The sequence below is a fragment of the Stackebrandtia sp. genome (assembly GCF_035643755.1).
Classification (GTDB): Bacteria; Actinomycetota; Actinomycetes; order Mycobacteriales; family Micromonosporaceae; genus Stackebrandtia.
Genome location: NZ_DASQPW010000261.1, coordinates 11,251 through 30,530 on the forward strand (window position 1 = coordinate 11,251; position 19,280 = coordinate 30,530).

Sequence of the window (19,280 nt, forward strand, 5' to 3'; positions counted from 1 at the left end):
CCGACCCGAAGTAACCCACACCATGGCAGATCCCTCCGAGCGCTCGAGGCTCGGCACCACGATCGCCACGATCGTGGTGGCCGTAGGTGTCCCGCCCGGCGTGGTGTCGCTGGCGGGATCCTGGCCCCGGGTCCTGGAGGATCCCGGAGTCAGCCTGCTGTTGTGGCTGCCGGTGTCGGGCGCGCTGTACGCCCTGGGGTACTTCGCGCGCCGGGTGGCCACGTCCCTGATGGACGACTGGGCCGACGACACCGCCGGTTGGCTGCGCCGCTCGCTGGCGGCGCCGGGGCAGCGCCGCCGTTACCTGCGCCAGCTGGCGCACGCGGCCAGCGAATTCGATCTGACCGGAGTGGAGTCCCACGGCATCCTCAGCCCCCTGATGGAGGACGTCTATGTGGACGTCCGCCTCGACGAGGGCTGGGCGGCCAAGAAGGGCGACCGGCTCGAGGCGAGGTGGACCCCGGGAAAGCGGGTCCGCTTCGACGAGTTCCTGACCGCGCCGGGCACCAGCCACGGCGAGTACCGGCTCTTCCTGATCACCGGGCAGCCCGGCGCCGGCAAGACCGCGCTGTTGCGCCACACCACCCTGCGGCGCTGCGACCGGCACGACTCCGCCTCCGGCCAGCTGCCGGTGCTGGTGTACCTGCGCGACCACGCGGAGACGCTGCTGGGCGGCGACCCCGAGGCCGGTGACCTGGTGAACGTCGTCGCCGAGACCTCGGCGATGCACGGCGTCGCGCCGGGCTGGCTGCGCGGCCAGCTGGAGCGCGGGAACTGTCTGGTCATGTTGGACGGACTGGACGAGATCGGCGACATCGAGGAGCGGTCCACGGTCGCCGACTGGATCAACGCGCAGCGCCGCCGCTACCCCAACGTCTTCGTGGTGACGTCCCGTCCGCGCGGCTTCGCCGAGACCAATGTGGAGTCCGAGGGGGTCCCGCTCCACATCCTCGCCTTCACCGTCAAGCAGATCAAGGACTACCTGCGCAACTGGTACGACGCGGTGGAGCACCGCGTCGCCCTGACCCGCGCCCAGCGCGGCGGCGCCCCCGCGCGCCCCGACATGGTCGCCGACGACTTTCGGCAGCGGGTGCGCCGCAAGGCCACGGAGCTGTACGAGCAGTTCCAGCGCGATCCCGTCCTGTTCGACCTGGCCTCGCGCCCGCTGCTTTTGGCCATGATCGCCAACGTCCACCGGTTCCGCGACAAGCTGCCTCGGGCGCGCGCCGAGCTGTATCGCGAGATCTGCGACATGCTGTTGAAGCGTTCGTCGATGGTGGACGGCCACACCAGGCTCACCTTCGAGCAGCGCTCCGAGATCATCCGCAAGCTCGCTCTGTACATGATGGAGCGTCGGTCCAGGACGGTGACCCCCGACGTGGCGCGCACCGTGGTGGCCCAGGCCATGAGCCGCTACCCCCACCCGGTGTCGCCGCGCGCCTTCCTCGACGACGACATGGTCTATTGCGGAATGCTGATCGTCAGCCGCAATCGCTACGAGTTCCCCCACGCCACCATCCAGGAGTTCCTGGCCTCGACCGCCCTGCTGGGCGGGCATCCCGACGGGTTCCTCGCCACCGTCATCAACGATCCATGGTGGAGAGAAACCATCAAGTTGTATTGCGCGCGAACCGATGCCACCGCCGTGGTGCGCGCCTACCTGGACGACGGATCGGACGAGGCCAAGTGGATGGCCTTCGAGTGCGCCAAGCACCCGCACCAGCTGGACCAGGCGATCCGCGCCGAACTGGATCGGATGCGGGAGTCGGGCGACGTGCCCGCGCTGGTGAAGATCAACGACAACCTCCACGAGTCCCTTCAGCTGCGCGAGGACCTGATCGCCTGTGCCCGGCCCGTCAACGAGGTGCTGTACCAGGAGTACGCGCTGTGGGCGGCGGTGCAGCGCGGCGAGCAGCCCGCCCCGGAATACCTGCCCCGCCCGCCGTTCCCGTCCCGCTCGGTGCAGGGCATCTGGGCCACCGACGTGCAGCGCTTCGTGACCTGGGTGAACGACAACATCGGCGACGAGCAGCCGTATCGGCTCCCCGCCCTGGCGGAGTTGGCGGACGACGCGGTGTCCAAGGTGGTGGATCTGTCGCGCTTCGCGGTGTGGGCGGCGGGATCGCCGCACCCGGTGTTGTACCGCCACGGCGGCGTCCGCCACGCCTTCGCCATGGGCCGCGCCGACACCCGACGCCAGGCCCGCCGCGACCGCACCGACACCAGCGCCCGCCTGGTGATCGCCCTGGGGATCCTGCGCGGCCTCACCGACATCGACCACTTCGCCGATCGCTTCGGCCACACCGCCTCCTTCGACCAGGGCATGGAGTTCGCCCGCCGCCTGGACAGCGGCGACGACGCCGACCCCATCCTGGGCGACATCCTCGCGCGGGCGCTGGCGGCGTTCAACCAGTGGCCCCACCGCCCCGAGTTCCCCTCGGTGCACGACCTGAGCCAGCTGCTCAAGCTGGTGCCCAACACCAATCTGATGCGCCAGTTGGTGACCGGAGGGGTGTTTCCCGCGAGCCCGAGTGACAGCGACTTCGTGACCATCCGCGCCCATCTGGTGCTGTTGCAGCCGTGGCTGAGCGCCAACCACGGCCACCACCTGGACAACGCCATCGACGATCTCGACGCCTACCTGGGCGACGCGGTCGCCAAGGACGTCACCAGCACCGCGGGCTACCCCGAGGACGTCCTCGACGCCCTGGAGTCGGCCGAGTTCCGCTTCCGCAAGTACCACGACGCCGAGGACCAGCTGTCCGCCGACGCCGCCGAGATGCTCCAACGCACCCGACGGCTGGTGGAGCCGATCCTCGCCCGCGCCGTCCCCTACGACCCGCACGTGGCGCGCGCCGCCCGGGCGTCCACCATGGCCGCGGCGGTGGTCGCGGGTCGCCTGATCGGGATGGACGACGCCGCCATCGCGCTGAGCCGCGCGTATCGGGCGCTGTCGATTGTGAACTCCCGCCGCGAGCGCGAGGTCGCCCCCAACGAGCTGTTGCTCCTCGTGCGCGCCTAGGGGTCGGTGTCGATCCGCCACGCCAGCTCGGGGTTGGTGGCGCGCAGGTCGTCGGCGGCGCGGGCGTAGAGGTACTCGGTCAGGCGGTCATCGGCCTCCTGGCGCTCGGCGGGCGAGGCGAGGGTGCGGGCGTAGCGCCACAGCAGGTCGCGGTAGCGGTACTCGCCTGGGAGGCGGGAATCCAGCAGCCCCACGTCGACCAGGTCCTCCAGCAGGTCCTCGGCGTCGGCGGCGTCGACGCGCAGGACGGCGGCGGCCGCGTCCAGGTCCCAGTCGCGGAGTTCCCCGACCGCCAACAGGCGGAACCCGCGCGCGGGCTCGGCGGCGAGGCGGCGGTAGCTGGCGGCGAAGCGGGAGACGAGATCGCCGCCTAGGACCTCGAGGCCCTGATCCCCACCGCACAGCGCGTCGGCGAGGTCATCAACAGTCCACTCTGGGCGACTGGTCAAAAGCTCGGCGGCGCCGCGCACCGCCAGCGGCAAACGACCACACCACGCCACGACGCGACTCACGGCCGATACACCGCCACCGTCCCGCGCGTCGGGTTCGGCCGCGCGGTTGGTTCCGCCTGTGGCGGGGTGTGGCTTCTGGTCGTCGGGTTCGGGCGTGGTGGGCGCTTGCGTTTCGGGTTGGGTTTTGTGTGTGGTTCCGCCCGTGGCGGGGTGTGGTTTCTGGTCGTCGGGTTCGCGCGTGGTGGGTGCTTGGGGTTCGGGTTCGGCCTCGTGGTTTGTTTGGCCCGTGAGGGGGAGTTGCACCCGATTGTCGAAGGAGCGCGCGACGCGCGCGAACAGGTCCTCGGCGTCGGGCGGTTCCATGGCGTCCAGCCACAACCGCGGATCGCCAGGCAGAGCGGAAAGGCGGGATCGGGAGGTGACCAGCACCGCGCAGCCCTCCGCGCCAGGCAGCAACGGCCGCACCTGCTTGGCGTCGGCGGCGTCGTCCAGCACGAAGAGGACGCGCCTGTCGGCGAGGGTGGAGCGGTACAGGCCGACCAGGTCGTCAGGGTCGCGCGAGGCGACGTCATCGCCGATTCCCAAGGCGCGCAGGAAGACGGGCAGCACCTCGTCGCTGGCGGCGGGCGCGTCGCTGGAGCCGCGCAGGTCGGCCAGCAGCACGCGGTCGAAGCGATCGGCGACCCGCCGTGCGACGTGGTGGACCAGCGCCGTCTTGCCCGTGCCCGCGATCCCCGACACGACGGCCACGACGGGCCCGTGTTCGGTGGGGCGCAGGGCATCGCACAGTCGATCGACCTCGACGGTGCGCCCCGTGAACTCGCCGACGTCCTCGGGCAGCGACTCCAGCGCTTCGCCCCCATCGGTCTCTTCTGGAGCCTCGGGCGCGGGATTCGGCGCCCCCAGCGAGTCGTCCCCGCGCAGGATCGCGCGATGCAGCTGGCCGATCTCGTTGCCTGGCGCGGTGTCCAGCGCCCGCCGCAGCTCGTCGAATGTGGACAACGCCTCGGCCTGGCGCCCCGCTCGATACAGCGCCAGCATCAGCAGCGCCCGCGCGGACTCCCGTAGCGGGTACCGTTCGCAGATCGCGGTGAGCTCCGCGATGGCCGCGGCAGGGTTGTGCAGGTCGATGTCGAACCGCAGCCGCCGTTCCAGCAGGTCGACGCGCCACTGGCCCAGCCGCGAGCGATGCGCCTCGGCCCACAGCCCGGGCAGGCCCGCCAGCGGCTCGCCCGTCCACCAGCCCAGCGCCCGATCCAGTGCCCGTCGTGCGTCGGCGGGGTCGCAGCGGCTCGCCCGATCCGCCAACCCCCTGGCCTCCACCAGGTCCAGGTCCACATCGCGCAGTCGATACCCCGTCTCGGTGGTGACGATGGCCGAGGCACCCAGCGCCGAGCGCAACCGAGATACGTAGGTGCGCAAGGTGACCAGCGCGCTGTTCGGCGGCCCCGCGCCCCAGACGGCGTCGATCAGGCGACCCGTGGTCACCATCCGACCCTCGGCCATGGCCAGCACGGCGAGCACCACGCGCTGCTGCGGAGAGCCCAGATCCGCGCCGCCGCCGTCGATCTCCACCCGCACGGGCCCGAGCACTCGGCACAGTGGACGATCAGTCATGCGGCCGACCGTCCTCCGTCGAGGAGGTGAGTTCGGAGGCGAGCTGGCGGGACAGCTCGGCGGCGTCGGGGCGGTCGGAGCGGTTCAACAGGTCGACGGCCTCGCTCAGGCAGCGTCGTCCCCGAATCGTCGAGCCGCACCGCCGCAGACAGCGGCCCAGGATCGCCAGGGACCGCGCCTGTTTATCGGCGTCGGCGACCGCGATCGACGCCGCGACCGCCTGTTCGGCGTACACGATCGCCTGGTTGTCGGCCGCGGAGTCGGCGTAGCAGCGGGCCAGGTTGTACAGCGACAACATCTCGATCGGGCGGTCCCTGATGCGGCGCGACAGCTTGTGGGAGGCCCGAAAGGCGGCGCAGGCGTCGCCGAGGCTCCCCGCGCCCCGCAGCGCCAGCCCGCGTTGATACAGCCCCCGCACCAGCGCGCCGTCGTTGTCGAGCGCCCGCAGCTCCTCCACGGCGCGGGCCGATTCGGCGAGGCCCGCGGCGTGGTCCCCCTGGGCCATCAGGGTGAGGGCGCGTTCGGCGCGCGCGGCGGCGGCCCGCCCGGCCAGCTCCGGGGTGCGGCCGAAGTACGCGATGGCCTGGGTCTGGTACGCCAGCGCCTCCTCGCGGTGTTCGCCGCCGGTGTTCAGCAGCGCCGCCCCCAGCAGCATGCACGCCTCGGCGTGCAGGGCCTGGTCGTCGCACTTCAGCGCCAACTCCTTGGCCCGCAGGCCCTCGGGAAGCGCCCGATGTGGACTCCACAGCGCGAGGCAGTCGAAGAGCGCCAGCCGGGCGCGGGCCTCGGCGAACAGGTCGGCGCGGGCGAAGGCGGCGTCGGCCAGCTCGGACGCGGCGTCCACGAAGTTCTGCCGATTCACGCCCGACCACGCCCAATAGGTGATGGCGTACAGCAGCTCGGCGGCCACGCCGAGGTGCGCCGAACCCTCCCGCGCCGCCTGCCGCAACACCCGCAGCACCGCGGAAACGTTGTCGTTCAACCAATCCATCGCCGCCGGTCGATCGGCGACGTCGACGTCGGGCAGCCGGGTGTGCGTCATCTTGTCGAGCCGCGAACGCTCCTCGGGGTGCGCCGTGGCGATCGCGGCGACGGTGTGGGCCAGGTAGTGGCGCACCAGCCGTCTCAGCGCCTCGTGGTGTTCGTCGGTGTCGGCGCGCTGGGAACCGAACAGCCGCACCAGGTCGTGGAAGCGGTAGCGGTCGGGCTCGGGGCGGTCGAGCAGGCCGAGGTCCGCCAGCGACGTCAGGGTCCGCGCTGCCGCGGCGGCCGGGGCGCGCAGCACCGTGGCGGCCTCGGTGACCGTGAATGCGGGCAGCTCGACCGTGGTCAGCAGCCGAAACGCGGTGGCCAGCCCGTCCTCCAGCTGGCTGTAGCTCAGGGCGAAGGCCGCGGCGACGGACTCGTCGCCGGCGCGCAGCTCGGCGAGGCGGCGGTGCTGATCGGCCAGGCGGGCCGCCAGCTCCGCGATCGTCCACTGCGGCCTCGACAGGGCGCGGTGGGCCGCGATCCGCACCGCCAGGGGCAGAAAGCCGCAGGCCGTGACCACCTCGCGGGTCGCGGTGGAGTCGGCGTCGGCCCGCTTCGACCCGACGATGCGGCGAAACAGCGTGTCGGCCTCGGCGGGCGCCAGGACGTCGACGCCGAAGTGCCGCGCGTCGTCCCGTTCGGACAGCCGGGACCGGCTGGTGATCAGCACCGCGCCGTTGCCCGTGGCGGGAATCAGCGGCCGGATCTGATCGGCGTCGTGGACGTTGTCCAGCAACAGGAGCACGCGCTTGTCGTCCATGATCGACGCGAACAGCGCCGCGCGTTCGTCCGCCGCCTCGGGGATCTCGGCCTCGGCGACGCCGAACGCGCGCAGAAAGCGCGCCAGCACGGCGCCGGGGGCGGTGAGGTCGGGCTCCACGCCGCGCAGGTCGGCGAACAGCTGCCCGTCGCCGAAACGGTCCCGCATCCGGTGCGCCACGTGCACCGCCAGCGTCGTCTTGCCCACTCCGCCGATGCCGCTGAGCGCCACGACCGGTTTGCGTCGCTCGCCCATCGCCGCGATCACCTGGGAGGCCAGGCGTTCGCGCCCGGTGAACACGCCGGTGTCGGCGGGCAACTGGGCGGGCGGCGGCGGTGGCATCGGCGCGGCGGGGGTGAGGATGCGCTCGCTCAGCCGCGCCACGGCGGCGCACGGATCGATGCCCAGGGATTCGTTGAGCCGCTCGCGCAGCTCGTCGTACACCTCCAGCGCCTCGGCGTCGCGTCCACAGTCGTGCAACGCGAGCATCAACAGGCGGTGCGGCTCCTCGCGAAACGGGTTGTCGCGGCACAGTTCCGCGAGCCGTTCGACCACCTCGGACGCCGCGCCGAGGCGCAGCTCCACGGCGAAGAGGTTCTCCAAAATGGTCAGCCGCAGGTCGCGGAGCCGGGAGCGCTGGAAGTCGGCGAAGGCGCCGCCGAGGCCGGCCAGCGGCTCGTCCGTCCACAGCCGGCAGGCGGCGTTCAACAGCTCGCGGCGGCGCGCCAGGTTCGTGGTGTCGCGGGCGGCGTCGGCGAGCCGGCGCGCCTCGTGCAGATCGAGATCGTTCACGGCCAGCCCGTAGCCGCCGTCGACGCCGAACACCGCGTCGTCGCCGAGCGCGGCGCGCAGCCGCGAGACGCTGTTGCGCAGCGAGGCGCCCGCCGTGCGCGGGGCGCACGAGCCCCATACCGCCTCGCACAGTTGGGCCACCGTCGCGCTGTTCCCGCTCGCCAGGAGCAGGGCGGCCAGCACCAAGCGCTGCCGGGGCGCGCCGAGCTCGATTTCCGTGCCATCCCGCGACGCACCGACCGCCCCCAGCAACCGGAAGCGAACCGGGGTGGGCATATGGGTCCTCCATCGCGGTGCCGAATCCCGCCGTAGCACCAGGGGTGCTCAGCGAGCCTACCAGGTATTTCGATACCCAAAATCCCGACGATTACAAAACGTCGATCGGCGGCGCATAGCGTCGAGACACGCGATCGCCCCACGTCGGGGCAAGCAGGGGGCGCGACACCGTCCGAGGAATCGGGGCTCAAGGGAAAGAGCCCGGTGTCAGCGCCCCCACCCAGAGCAAATAGACCACAGTAGACAAACGGAAGGGACACTCATGGGTCGCTACGCCGAACTCATGGAGCAAATGAACGTCCGTGTCACCTCGCCGGACGGCAACATCACCGGGACCATGATCGGCCCCTCCGGGGGCACGCTGGCCTTCCGCGAGGGCTCGTACCCGCGCTACTCCGAACGCAGCCTGGAAAAGCAGCTCGCCGCGCTGGCCAAGCTGCTGGTGGTGGGCCGCCGCCGGGCGCAGCGCGAGGCGATCCAGGCGGCCACCGGTTTCGCAGGCAAGGCCGAAAACCCCTCCGACGTCGACAATCCCCAGCGCCGCAAGTACCTGGAGAAGTGGCACCGCCTGAAGGTCGAGGGCATGTCGCCCAGCGAGTCCGTGTACATGTCCGCCACCGGGATGCTCGATTGGAGCGTGGTGATCAAGGACGGGACCCTGCGAAAGCTGGACGAGAACTCCCTGCTGCACCAGGTGCGCGGCGCGGTCATCCAGCTGCTGGAGGCCCAGCGCGACAAGGAAGACGAACTGTTCCAACAGATTTACGAACCCGACAAGAATTGAGAGGTGACCTGCCGTGGGCAAACAACTCGGGGTAAGGCTCTTTGAATTGTGGAAGGCCGGGACGATCGTCATGCCGATGTTCGCCGATGGCTTTTCGGACACGAACCGCAAGGTCAACGAGACCCAGGGTAAGGGCGTGCACGCCTTCACCCAGATCAGCGGCGACCTCAGCCAGGTGTACGACTCGTGGAAGAAGCTGCGCGACGCTTCGCAGAAGTACCTGGCCGACAACGCTTCCCACATGCACAACATGGCCGGTGCCGTCATCGACGTGATGAACGACTACAAGAAGGACGACGCCGAGGCGGCCGCCGAGGTCGACAAGGACATCAAGAACCTGGAGGCCGGCGCCATCGGCAACCCCTCGGATCCCGGCGACGACGTCCCGACCCCGGACGACGTGCCGAAGTACGTCGATCCGGTCACGCCCGGTCCCGACTCGGACAAGCCTGCCTAAGTCCTTCGAAAGGTTCGCAGCATGACTTTCCCCAAGCCCGAAGATCTCGACAAGCCCGAGACCATCATCGATCAAAAGAGCTACCGCCAGGACATGACCGACAAGATCAATCACATCATCGAGCTTGTCAACAAGGTCAATCAGAAGAACGCCGACCGCCAGTCGCACCAAAAGTGAGGTCTGAGAAATGGCTGACGCTACCGACGTACACAGCTTGTTCGATCCGTTCCTGGACATCAATCCGGAGCGCTACGACGAGATAATCCAAGAACTCGACCAGGCGCGGCAGCGCATGATCGCCAAGGACATGACCCAGAGCGGAACGCTGATAACCACAGTGGAGCACTGGGAGGGAGCGGCGGCGGAGAGCTTCAGCTACAACGTCGCCAACCCGCTCGGCGGCGTCATCACGAATCAGACGGACCTGATCAAGGAGCTGATCGTGGCCGCCGCGGCCAACCGGGAGATCGCCACCCGGGCCCAAAAGGACGCCATCGCCATCGTATTGGGCACGGAGGGGATGCTCGATTCGCTGAACGATCCGTGCTGCGACAAGGACACCCTGACGAAGTTGTTGGGAATCTTCGGTGCCCTGGCCGCGGCGATCGCCGGAGTCGGCGCGATCTGCGCCCTGGCGGGAGCGGCGGCGGCCACCACCGCACAGATCGGCGCGGCCTCCTCCAGCCTCGGTCTGATCAGCGCGGTGGGAGGCGGGGCCAACAACTTCATCCCCAGCCAGGAAGCGGCGACCATCAAGGGCAAGACCCCGCAGGAGGTGCTGGACTCCGCCCGCGACGCCATCGACAAGCTGAAGAAGGGGATCGACGACCAGGAGACCCAGCTGAAGAAGACGCTCGACTCCGACCTCGATTGGCTCAAGAACGCGCCGAACCTCACCATCCCCGACATCGACATGACGAAGTGCAACTTCGAGCCGAAGCCCGGAGAGGGCGGCTGAGACTCGTTGGCGCCCGCCGCTGGGGCCGGCGGGCGCCAACGCTCGATGTAGCGAAATCTCTAAATACGTTGTCCCTCAACGACTTCCAAGATTTTCCTCCCACGCCGCCGCGCGCTTTTCTCGCTTACCGTGTCGTAGCCTTTACGATGCTTCGAGTAATGAAGCGCCCCCGGGAATCCCCAGGGCCAATCCAGCGACGATAGGTGGAGGACAGTCGTGCCTGCGACCAGCAGCGTTACCCAGCAAGACCTTCAGCCGCAGAGCCTCACAACGGCGGCGGCCCGGAATCTGGCCACCACCACCAAGACGGCCCCTCAGATGCAGGGGATTTCCGACCGGTGGCTGTTGAAGATTCTGCCGTGGACCCAGACCAACGGCGGCGTGTTCCGCGTGAACCGCCGGCTCACCTACACGGTGGGCGACGGACGGGTGACATTTACCAATGTGGGCGCCGAGGTGCGGGTGGTGCCGCCGGAGCTGCGGGAACTGCCCGCACTACGCTCCTATGAGGACGATGAGGTGCTCGCCGAGCTGGCGGGCCGCTTCATCCAGCAGGAATTCGAACCCGGCGCCGTCATCGTGGAGGCCGGGCAGCCGATGGACGAGGTGTACCTCATCGTCCACGGCAAGGCCAACCGGATCGGGCGGGGACAATACGACAACGCCGCCACGGTGGGCGTTTTGGCCGACGGCCAGTACTTCGGCGAACAGACGCTACTCGGCGGCGACGGCACCTGGCCCGAGACCGTCAAGGCCGCCACCGCGTGCACCGTGATGATGATGCCGCGACAATCCTTTGAGGACCTTGAGGGTCAGGTCGAGGGACTGCGTGACCACATCGACGAGCACCGGGCGGGATCGAGCAAGAAGCAGAACCGCGCGGGCGAGGCCGAGATCGAGCTGGCCTCGGGCCACGACGGGGAACCCGACCTGCCCGGCACCTTCGTCGACTATGAACTGTCCCCTCGGGAGTATGAGCTCAGCGTCGCCCAGACGGTGCTGCGGGTCCACACCCGCGTCGCCGACCTGTACAACGAGCCGATGAACCAGCTGGAACAGCAGCTGCGGCTCACCATCGAGGCGCTGCGCGAGCGGCAGGAACACGAACTCATCAACAACCGCGGCTTCGGTCTGCTGTACAACGCCGACTTCAAGCAGCGCTTCTCCACCCACAGTGGACCGCCCACTCCCGACGACCTCGACGACCTGTTGTCGCGGCGCCGCAACTCGCACTACCTGCTGGCCCACCCGCGCACCATCGCGGCCATCGGGCGCGAGTGCAACAAGCGCGGCCTCTACCCGCAGAGCATCGACCTCAACGGCCACATGGTGCCGACCTGGCGCGGCGTCCCGTTGCTGCCGTGCAACAAGATCCCGATCACCGAGACCAACACCAGCTCGATCCTGTGCATGCGGGTCGGCGAGGAGAAACAGGGAGTCGTCGGTCTCCACCAGACCGGCCTGCCCGACGAGTACGAGCCCGGCCTGTCGGTGCGGTTCATGGGAATCGACTCCAAGGCCATCATGTCCTATCTGGTCAGCGCCTACTACGCGGCGGCCGTTCTGGTCCCCGACGCGCTGGGAATCTTGGAAAATGTGGAGATAGGCCGCCAGGACGATTGAACGCGATCGTGAACGGCTGATTTGCCCGCTGGCGGCGTTGTCGTCGTCGCAAGTGCCATGGCACTAGCTCCTCCTCCGCCTTGCCAGCGAACAAATCTTCTCGTTCACCACCACATTCAACGTTCGCTACGCGAACTATGAGTCCCACTCACAAGCGGCGGCGGGTCTCCCATCGGGCCCGCCGCCTTCTCCCTCCAACCTTCGCCACAGCCAGAGGAAATCCCATGGACACGGTAGACACCGCCGCGACCGCGCGTCAGGCGTCCGACATCCTCGCCGAGGCCCGCCGCACCGTCGAACCCGCGCTGCGCGACGCGGTGGGCTCGCTGCCCGAACCCACGCGGCACATCGCGGGGTACCACTTCGGATGGTGGGACCGCGACGGCGTGACCGCCGCCGAGGACTCGGGCAAGGCCCTGCGACCCGCCCTGGTGCTGTTGTGCGCCAAGGCCGTCGGGGGTTCGGCCTCGGAGGCGCTGCCCGCGGCCGTGGCCGTGGAGCTGGTGCACAACTTCTCCCTCGTCCACGACGACGTGATCGACCGCGACCTGACCCGCCGCCACCGCGCGACCGTGTGGGCGGTGTTCGGCGAGGCCGCGGCGATCCTGGTCGGCGACGCGCTGTCCACGCTGGCGACCGACGTGCTGGCCGCCAGCGGGCACCGCGGGGCGCTGGACGGGGTGCGGATGCTGGGGGCGGCGATCCAGAGCCTCATCGACGGCCAGCACGCCGACCTCGCGTTTTGCGAGCGCGCCGACATCGGCATCGAGGAATGTGGACGGATGGCGGAGGCCAAGACGGGCGCGCTGTTGCGTTGCGCGTGCGCGCTGGGAGCCCGCTTCGGCGGCGGAACGGCGGAGCAGGTCGCCGAGCTGGGGGACTTCGGCGCCGATCTCGGCCTGGCCTTCCAGCACGTCGATGACCTGCTGGGCATCTGGGGCGACCCCGCCGTGACGGGCAAGCCCGTGTACTCGGATCTGCGCAACCGCAAGAAGTCCCTGCCCGTGGTGGCGGCGCTGTCCTCCCACACCCCCGCCACCGCGGCACTGTCCGAACTGTACGCACGCACCGACGCGCTGTCCGACGCCGAGGTCGCCCGCGCCGCGACCCTGATCGACGAGGCGGGCGGCCGCGAGTACAGCCGCGCCCAGTCGGACCTGCTGGTGCGGCGATCGCGGGATCGCCTGCGCCGCTTGGGCCCCGCGGAGTCGGCGCACCGCGAGCTGGAGGCCCTGGCCGACCTGATCACCCGCCGGGACCACTGATGTCGCTCGCCCGCACGGTGCTGCTGGCCTCGCCCCGTTCCTTTTGCGCGGGTGTGGAACGCGCCATCCAGATCGTCGAACTGGCCCTGGAGCAGCGCGGCGCCCCCGTCTACGTCCGCCGCCAGATCGTCCACAACACGCACGTCGTGGCGTCCCTTGAGGAGCGTGGCGCGGTGTTCGTGGATGAGCTGGACGCGGTGCCCGACGGCGCCTGCGTGGTGTTCGCCGCCCACGGCGTGTCGCCCGCGGTGCGGGCCGAGGCACGGCGGCGCCGCGTCGAGGTGATCGACGCGACGTGTCCGCTGGTGGCCAAGGTGCACCAGGAGGCGCGGCGCTTCGCCGAGCGCGGCGATACCGTCGTGCTGATCGGCCACGCGGGTCACGAGGAGGTCGAGGGCACGATGGGGGAGGTGGACGGCATGCGGCTGGTGGAGTCGGTGGACGACGCCCTGGCGCTGACCGTGCCCGATCCGGAGCGGGTGTCCCATTTGACCCAGACGACGCTGGCGGTGGACGAGACCGCCGCGATCCTCGCCGCGCTGCGCGAGCGCTTCCCGAAGCTGCGCGGGCCGTCGTCCGACGACATCTGTTACGCCACCAGCAATCGCCAGGCCGCGCTGGCGCGGGTGGCGGGTCGGGCGGACCTGGTGCTGGTGGTGGGTTCGGCGAATTCGTCCAACTCGCTGCGGCTGGTGGAGGTGGCCGCGCGCGGCGGGGCCGCGGCGCACCTCATCGAGGACGTGGGTGACATCCGCGCCGAGTGGCTGGAGTCGGCGGGCGTGGTGGGCGTCACCGCGGGGGCCTCGGCGCCGCCGCACCTGGTGGACGCGGTGGTGGAGCACCTGCGCGCGGCGGGTCCGTGCGTGGTCGAGGAGGTCGAGACGGTGCGCGAGACGACCACGTTCACGCTGCCTCTGGCGGTGCGGCCCGCGGACTTAGGGCCGCAAGCGATGCGCTAATTCATCACCTGTTGAAAAAACTTTGGCCGAATCCTTGACGGCCCGCGCGGGGGCGTGCTCTAATTAATTCATCAAGAGATGAATTAAGGGAGAGCGATCATGAAGCTCCACACCAACCGCCCGCTCGACACCGACGTCATCATCGCTGGGGCCGGGCCCACGGGTCTGCTGCTGGCGGGCGACCTGGCCGCCGCGGGGATTCGCGTGCGCGTCATCGAAAAGCGCCGCGACGAGTCCAACCTGAGCCGCGCCTTCGCCGTCCACTCCCGCACCCTCGAGGCCCTGGACGCCAGGGGGCTGGCCGACGAACTGATCGCCGACGGCGAGGTCCTGTCGGGCATTCGCCTGCTCGGCTCCCACCAGGTGCGGATGGCCGCCCTCGACACCCGCTTCCCGTTCGTCGTCGCCACGCCGCAGTACCGCACCGAGCGGGTGCTGCGCCACCGCGCCGAGGCCAACGGGGTCGACTTCGCCTACGGATACCGCGTCACGGGCCTGCGCCAGGACGACGGGGGAGTCGACGTGGACATCGCCGACGCCGACGGCGAGGAGCACGCGATCCGTGCCTCCTATGTGGTCGGAACCGACGGCCTGCACAGCGCCGTGCGCCACGCCCTCGGCCTGTCCTTCGACGGGTTCCGCGTCATCAGCTCCATGATGCTGGCCGACGTCAAGCTCACCAGCGTCCCCGATGGCCCGCTCACTATGCACTCCAACAGGCACGGCATGGCACTGGTGGGATCGCTGGGCCGCATCGACGATGACGACCCCGACGAGTATTACCGCGTGATCGCCCGCGCCCACGGCGACACCTCCGACCCCAAGGCACCCGTGGAGCTGCAAGAGATCCGCGAGACCTTCCTGCGCGTCTACGGCGACGACTTCGGCATGCACTCCCCGCGGTGGATCTCCCGCTTCCACTCCGACGAGCGCCAGGCCCCGCACTACCGTGTCGGCCGCGTCTTCCTGGCGGGCGACGCCGCCCACGTCCATTCCCCCGCCGGCGGCCAGGGCATGAACACGGGCCTCCAGGACGCCGCCAACCTGAGCTGGAAGCTCGCCGCCGCCGTCAAGGGCACCGCCCCCGAGGACCTGCTCGACACCTACGAGGCCGAGCGCCACCCCGTCGGCGCGATGGTGCTGCGCTCCAGCCACCGCCTCCTCAAGATCATCCTGCTGCGCAACCCGCTGGCGCTGGCGTTGCGCCCGCTGATCCTGGGAACCGTCCTGCGGATCCCCAAGATCAACCGCAAGATCGCGGGCCAACTCTCGGGCATCGCGATCCGCTACGGCGACAAGGGAAGGGTCGGCCAACGCGCCGCCGACATCCCGCTGCGCGCCACCACCGACGGCCCCTCCCGCCTCTACGAGGCGCTGCGCTCGGGCCACTTCGTCCTGGTCACGGGCCCCCGCGACCCGAAACCCCCCGCCGACCTCGCCCCCCACGTCGACGTGGTCTTCGCCGCCGAACCCACCACCCCCACGCTGGTCCGCCCCGACGGCTACATCGCCTGGACCGCCGACCAGGGCCGCACCCCCAACTGGCCAACCTGGATCACCCCCGCCCACCAACTCACCACCACCTGACAACCCGAAGACGGCAACTCGGCGACCCGAGGCCCGCGTCCAACTCCCTGGGACGCGGGCCACTTCGCCGCACGGAACGGCCCTCCCCGATACCGACTTCGCAGACGTGTTGGCACCAAACGCTCCCCGCGCCCCCCGTTGTCTACGTCGGGTCTCCCGTGTGCGACTCCCTCTCGACGGCAACTGTTCGCGTAGGGATCGTCGCCTGGTGGCAGTGGGTTTCGCTCGCGATACCGACCTCGCGGATGTGTTGGAACCAGGCGCTTCCCGCGCCCCCCGTTGTCTACGTCGGGTCTCCCGTGTGCGACCCCCCTCCACGGCAAACCTTCGCGAGACGCGTCCCCTCGCAGTAGCGCGCCACGCTCGTCGGGGGGCCTCCTCGTGGTCGCGCGCTCCGCTCGGCTCATGGGAACCCACGCCCTGTGGTAGCGGGCCTCGGGGGGGTTGGTTTCGTACGTGCGGGGCTTCACCCCCGTGGCACTGCTCCTACGCTTGAGGCATGTGGGCGTGGATCATGGGCATCGGCATCGCGTTGGCGATCATGGCCGTGCTGTGGGGCGTGCTGATCCTGTTGGCGCGCAGGCTCCCGCCTGGGGTGGCGCGGGATCTCGCCGCGTTCCTGCCCGACTGCGTCACCCTGGTGCGCAGGCTGCGCAGGGATCCTCGGGTGCCGCGCCGCGCCAAGGTCGCCGTGATCATCGCGGGGCTGTGGGTGCTGTCGCCGATCGATCTGATCCCCGAGTTCATCCCCGTCATCGGTCCCCTCGACGACATCGTGGTCGTCGCGCTCGCCCTGCGATACGCGGGGCGCAGCGTCCCGCGCGAGGTGCTGATCGAGGCATGGCCAGGCAATCCCGACCTGCTGCTGCGGCTGATCGGGCGCCGCGAGGTGGACACCAAAGATTAGGGTGGCGGGAATGACCTCAGTGGGATCTCGCGAGCGCCGCGTCGCCGCCATCGCCGACGAACTGCGCGCCGACGCCGCCAACGGACTGTTCTACGACGCCGCGCCCGCCGACGCCGCGCGGTTCACCCGCCTGCGGCGGCTGGCCGCCGAGCTGCTGGCCGAGGTCGACAGCCGCGACGCCGACCAGATCACGTCCGTCTTCGACACCGACCGCGGCCTGCGCACCCCGTGGCTCGGGGTTGCCCTGGTGCTCAACGATCAGCGGCGCGGCATCATGCTGGCCGCCGACGCGGGAGACGGCCGCCCCGGCATCCCGCACGCCTTTGTGGACGAATCCCTCCCGCCCGAGACCGCGGTCCAAAGGCTCGCCGAAACCCTGATCCCCGACGCCCAGGTGCTGCCCGTCCCGCACGGCGTCTGCGACACCATCTCGGCGGGGCTTCCCATGGTGCACACCTATTTCCTCACCTACGTCGTCGACGTGACGTTCGTGGCGCCCGAGGACATCGCCGTCCCGCTCGTCCCTCAGACCGAAGCGGACGAATCCGACGTCGACCCGCTCACCGCCTACCTCATCGCGGGCGCCGACCGCACCGTCATCGACGCGCCCCTGGCACTACCCGCCTCCACACGCGACATCCTTTCCGAGGTGCGCGAACTGGCCATCGAGGGTCGACCCGACACCGACGACCCCTACGACATCGCCCGCTACCAGCGCATCACCGAAACCATGGACGCCCTCCTGGCGGGCGTGCCCAACGAAGCCCCCTACGTCGAACACCACTTCGGGCCCCTCGACGTCCGCACCCCCGTCACCTCGGCCGAGGCCCTGATCACCGACCCCGACGGACGCATACTCCTGTTGCGCCGCCACGACACTGGCGAATGGGCCATGCCAGGCGGCGCCTGCGAGGTGGGGGAGAGCTCGGCGGGTAGCGCCGTCCGCGAGGTCCAGGAGGAGCTGGTTCTCGACATCGAGATCGACGGTCTGGCGGGTGTCTTCGACAACCGCTCCATCAACGCCCCCAAGCCCGGCACCTGGGTCGCGTTCGTCTACATCGCGCACCAATCCAACCCCTCCGACCAGCCCGAGAACACCGCCGAGGCCCTGGAATCCGCCTGGTTCCGTCCCGAGGACATCAAGGCCCTCAACACGTTCAACGGCCACGACGTCAAGATCGAACGCGCCCTGACGATTCTCAACGGCTGAGACCGCCCCCGCGCCGCGTTAACCTTCGGCCTGACCGTGACCGCCGAACCCCAGGGGGCCGAAGTGACCATCGAGTTCCTGATCACCGCGCTGATCGTCGTCATCACCCCGGGAACGGGTGCCCTGTACACGATCTCCACGGGTCTGTCGCGCGGCACCCGCGCCAGCGTCATCGCCGCCGTCGGCTGCACGCTCGGCATCGTCCCGCACCTGGTCGCCGCGGTCACCGGGATGGCGGCGCTGCTCAACGCCAGCGCCGTGGCGTTCCAGACACTTAAATACCTGGGTGTCGTGTACCTGCTCTACATGGCCTGGGCCACGATCCGCGACCGCGACGCCATCGCCGTCCAGGAGGAGACCACCGAGCGTTCGGCGCTGGCGATCATCGCGCGTGGCGTGCTGGTCAACATCCTCAACCCCAAGCTCACCCTGTTCTTCTTCGCGTTCCTGCCGCAGTTCGTCGACACTGGACGATCCACCACCCTGCCCCAGATGCTGGAGCTCAGCGCCGTCTTCATGCTCATGACCTTCGTGGTCTTCGCGGGCTACGGCGCGTTCGCCGCCGCCGTTCGCACCCACGTCATCTCCCGTCCCCGCGTGCTGACGTGGCTGCGGCGCGGCTTCGCCGCCGCCTTCGTCGCCCTGGGCGTCAAGCTCGCGGTCACCTCGCAGAACTAGACCCCAGCAGCCGAGCCGTTTCCCTGTGGCGCCCAACGATGGCGCTCCGATCGGGGGAGGCCCACAGGACTATCTCCATGGACCGCAGGAAAGCCCAGCCGCGGGCTCGCTCGGGCGCGACGCCCAGGCCGTGCGCGGTGCGGGCGACCATCGCGTCGACCTCGGCCACGGTCGATGCCGATTCGGCCTGGACCAGCAGCAGGTATCCCGCGTCGAAGGCCCGCTCTCCCAACAGCGGCTTGGGATCGATGAGCAGCCAGGGTTCGCGCCGCGCCGACACGATGTTGCCGAGGTGGGTGTCGCGGTTGGCGATCCCCTCGGGCCCGTCCGGTGTCGAGAACTCCTCGCAGAGCCTGAGCGCGTGCGCCACCAGCTCCGCATCGTCCACCACGCCGACCAGCCGCGGCAGGTCCTGTCGCCAAGCCGCCACCCGGTCGGCGACCCTGGGTATCGGCGGAAACTCCGCCGGGGCCACCCGCGGAATCCGCCACAATCGACGGTAAAGCGCGCAGGCCAGGTCGATCCGTCGAACGTTGTCGGGACGCCCTTCCGCGTGCGGCGCGTCGAAAGGAGTGTCGTCCTGGCGCACCATCGGCTCACCGGGCGTGGCGTGCTCCAGCAGCATCGCCCCCGACGCGGGGTCGTACGCGTACAACTTCACCGCGCCGTCCCCGCCGTAGTGCCACAGCGCCGTGGGCTCGGCGAGGTTCTCCTCGTCCCGCACGGTCAGTTTCAAGATCGCCGAGCTACCGTCGGCGCGCCGCACGGGTACCACATAGGAGTGTGTTCCGCCGCCAAACGCCTCGCCGGTGATCTCCAATTCCCAAGCGGCGCAACGGTCATCGATCAGCCTTGGCAGGCTATCCATCCACTGTGTTCCTCGCGCCTCGAAGACATCGACGAC

The 19,280-nt window shown here is 69.8% G+C and carries 15 protein-coding genes; 12 read left to right on the forward strand and 3 right to left on the reverse strand.

Going from position 1 to position 19,280, the window contains the following annotated elements; translation table 11 throughout:
* Positions 1-22: 22 nt before the first annotated feature.
* Positions 23-3,022: an NACHT domain-containing protein gene (locus tag VE172_RS20075; protein ID WP_324803754.1), complete on the forward strand. Its 3,000-nt coding sequence runs from the start codon at positions 23-25 to the stop codon at positions 3,020-3,022.
* On the opposite strand, the gene VE172_RS20080 is transcribed toward VE172_RS20075, so the two are convergent.
* Complete coding sequence (locus VE172_RS20080) at positions 3,019-5,091, reverse strand: AfsR/SARP family transcriptional regulator (protein WP_324803755.1); 2,073 nt, start codon at positions 5,089-5,091, stop codon at positions 3,019-3,021. The two genes, VE172_RS20075 and VE172_RS20080, sit on opposite strands and share 4 nt — an antisense overlap.
* Complete coding sequence (locus VE172_RS20085) at positions 5,084-7,948, reverse strand: AfsR/SARP family transcriptional regulator (RefSeq protein ID WP_324803756.1); 2,865 nt, start codon at positions 7,946-7,948, stop codon at positions 5,084-5,086. The genes VE172_RS20080 and VE172_RS20085 overlap by 8 nt, the downstream gene beginning before the upstream one ends.
* A gap of 292 nt (positions 7,949-8,240) precedes the next feature.
* On the opposite strand from VE172_RS20085, the gene VE172_RS20090 reads away from it, so the two are divergent.
* From VE172_RS20090 to VE172_RS20140, 11 genes are all read left to right on the forward strand, one after another.
* Positions 8,241-8,732 carry a hypothetical protein gene (locus tag VE172_RS20090; RefSeq protein ID WP_324803757.1) on the forward strand — a complete coding sequence of 164 codons (492 nt, stop codon included), beginning with the start codon at positions 8,241-8,243 and terminating at the stop codon, positions 8,730-8,732.
* A 13-nt stretch (positions 8,733-8,745) separates the two neighbouring features.
* On the forward strand, positions 8,746-9,189 hold the full coding sequence (locus VE172_RS20095) for a hypothetical protein (RefSeq protein WP_324803758.1): 444 nt from the start codon (positions 8,746-8,748) through the stop codon (positions 9,187-9,189).
* A gap of 21 nt (positions 9,190-9,210) precedes the next feature.
* Positions 9,211-9,366: a hypothetical protein gene (locus VE172_RS20100; RefSeq protein WP_324803759.1), complete on the forward strand. Its 156-nt coding sequence runs from the start codon at positions 9,211-9,213 to the stop codon at positions 9,364-9,366.
* 10 nt (positions 9,367-9,376) lie between these two features.
* A complete protein-coding gene (locus tag VE172_RS20105; RefSeq protein ID WP_324803760.1) occupies positions 9,377-10,147 on the forward strand; it encodes a hypothetical protein in 771 nt (256 codons plus the stop codon).
* 216 nt (positions 10,148-10,363) lie between these two features.
* Positions 10,364-11,770 carry a family 2B encapsulin nanocompartment shell protein gene (locus VE172_RS20110; protein WP_324803761.1) on the forward strand — a complete coding sequence of 469 codons (1,407 nt, stop codon included), beginning with the start codon at positions 10,364-10,366 and terminating at the stop codon, positions 11,768-11,770.
* A 224-nt stretch (positions 11,771-11,994) separates the two neighbouring features.
* Complete coding sequence (locus VE172_RS20115; protein WP_324803762.1) at positions 11,995-13,035, forward strand: family 2 encapsulin nanocompartment cargo protein polyprenyl transferase; 1,041 nt, start codon at positions 11,995-11,997, stop codon at positions 13,033-13,035.
* A complete protein-coding gene (ispH, locus tag VE172_RS20120; RefSeq protein ID WP_324803763.1) occupies positions 13,035-13,994 on the forward strand; it encodes a 4-hydroxy-3-methylbut-2-enyl diphosphate reductase in 960 nt (319 codons plus the stop codon). Before VE172_RS20115 ends, ispH begins: the two co-directional genes overlap by 1 nt.
* Before the next feature lie 99 nt (positions 13,995-14,093).
* Entirely contained in the window at positions 14,094-15,581 is a 1,488-nt protein-coding gene (locus VE172_RS20125; RefSeq protein WP_324803764.1) for an FAD-dependent monooxygenase, read from the forward strand.
* 499 nt (positions 15,582-16,080) lie between these two features.
* Entirely contained in the window at positions 16,081-16,488 is a 408-nt protein-coding gene (locus VE172_RS20130) for a YkvA family protein (RefSeq protein ID WP_324803765.1), read from the forward strand.
* A 10-nt stretch (positions 16,489-16,498) separates the two neighbouring features.
* Complete coding sequence (locus VE172_RS20135; protein WP_324803766.1) at positions 16,499-17,698, forward strand: NUDIX hydrolase N-terminal domain-containing protein; 1,200 nt, start codon at positions 16,499-16,501, stop codon at positions 17,696-17,698.
* 63 nt (positions 17,699-17,761) lie between these two features.
* Positions 17,762-18,376, forward strand: a complete 615-nt coding sequence (locus VE172_RS20140) for a LysE family translocator (protein ID WP_349258472.1) — start codon at positions 17,762-17,764, stop codon at positions 18,374-18,376.
* On the opposite strand, the gene VE172_RS20145 is transcribed toward VE172_RS20140, so the two are convergent.
* Positions 18,360-19,244 carry an aminoglycoside phosphotransferase family protein gene (locus tag VE172_RS20145; RefSeq protein WP_324803768.1) on the reverse strand — a complete coding sequence of 295 codons (885 nt, stop codon included), beginning with the start codon at positions 19,242-19,244 and terminating at the stop codon, positions 18,360-18,362. The two genes, VE172_RS20140 and VE172_RS20145, sit on opposite strands and share 17 nt — an antisense overlap.
* Positions 19,245-19,280: the final 36 nt, after the last annotated feature.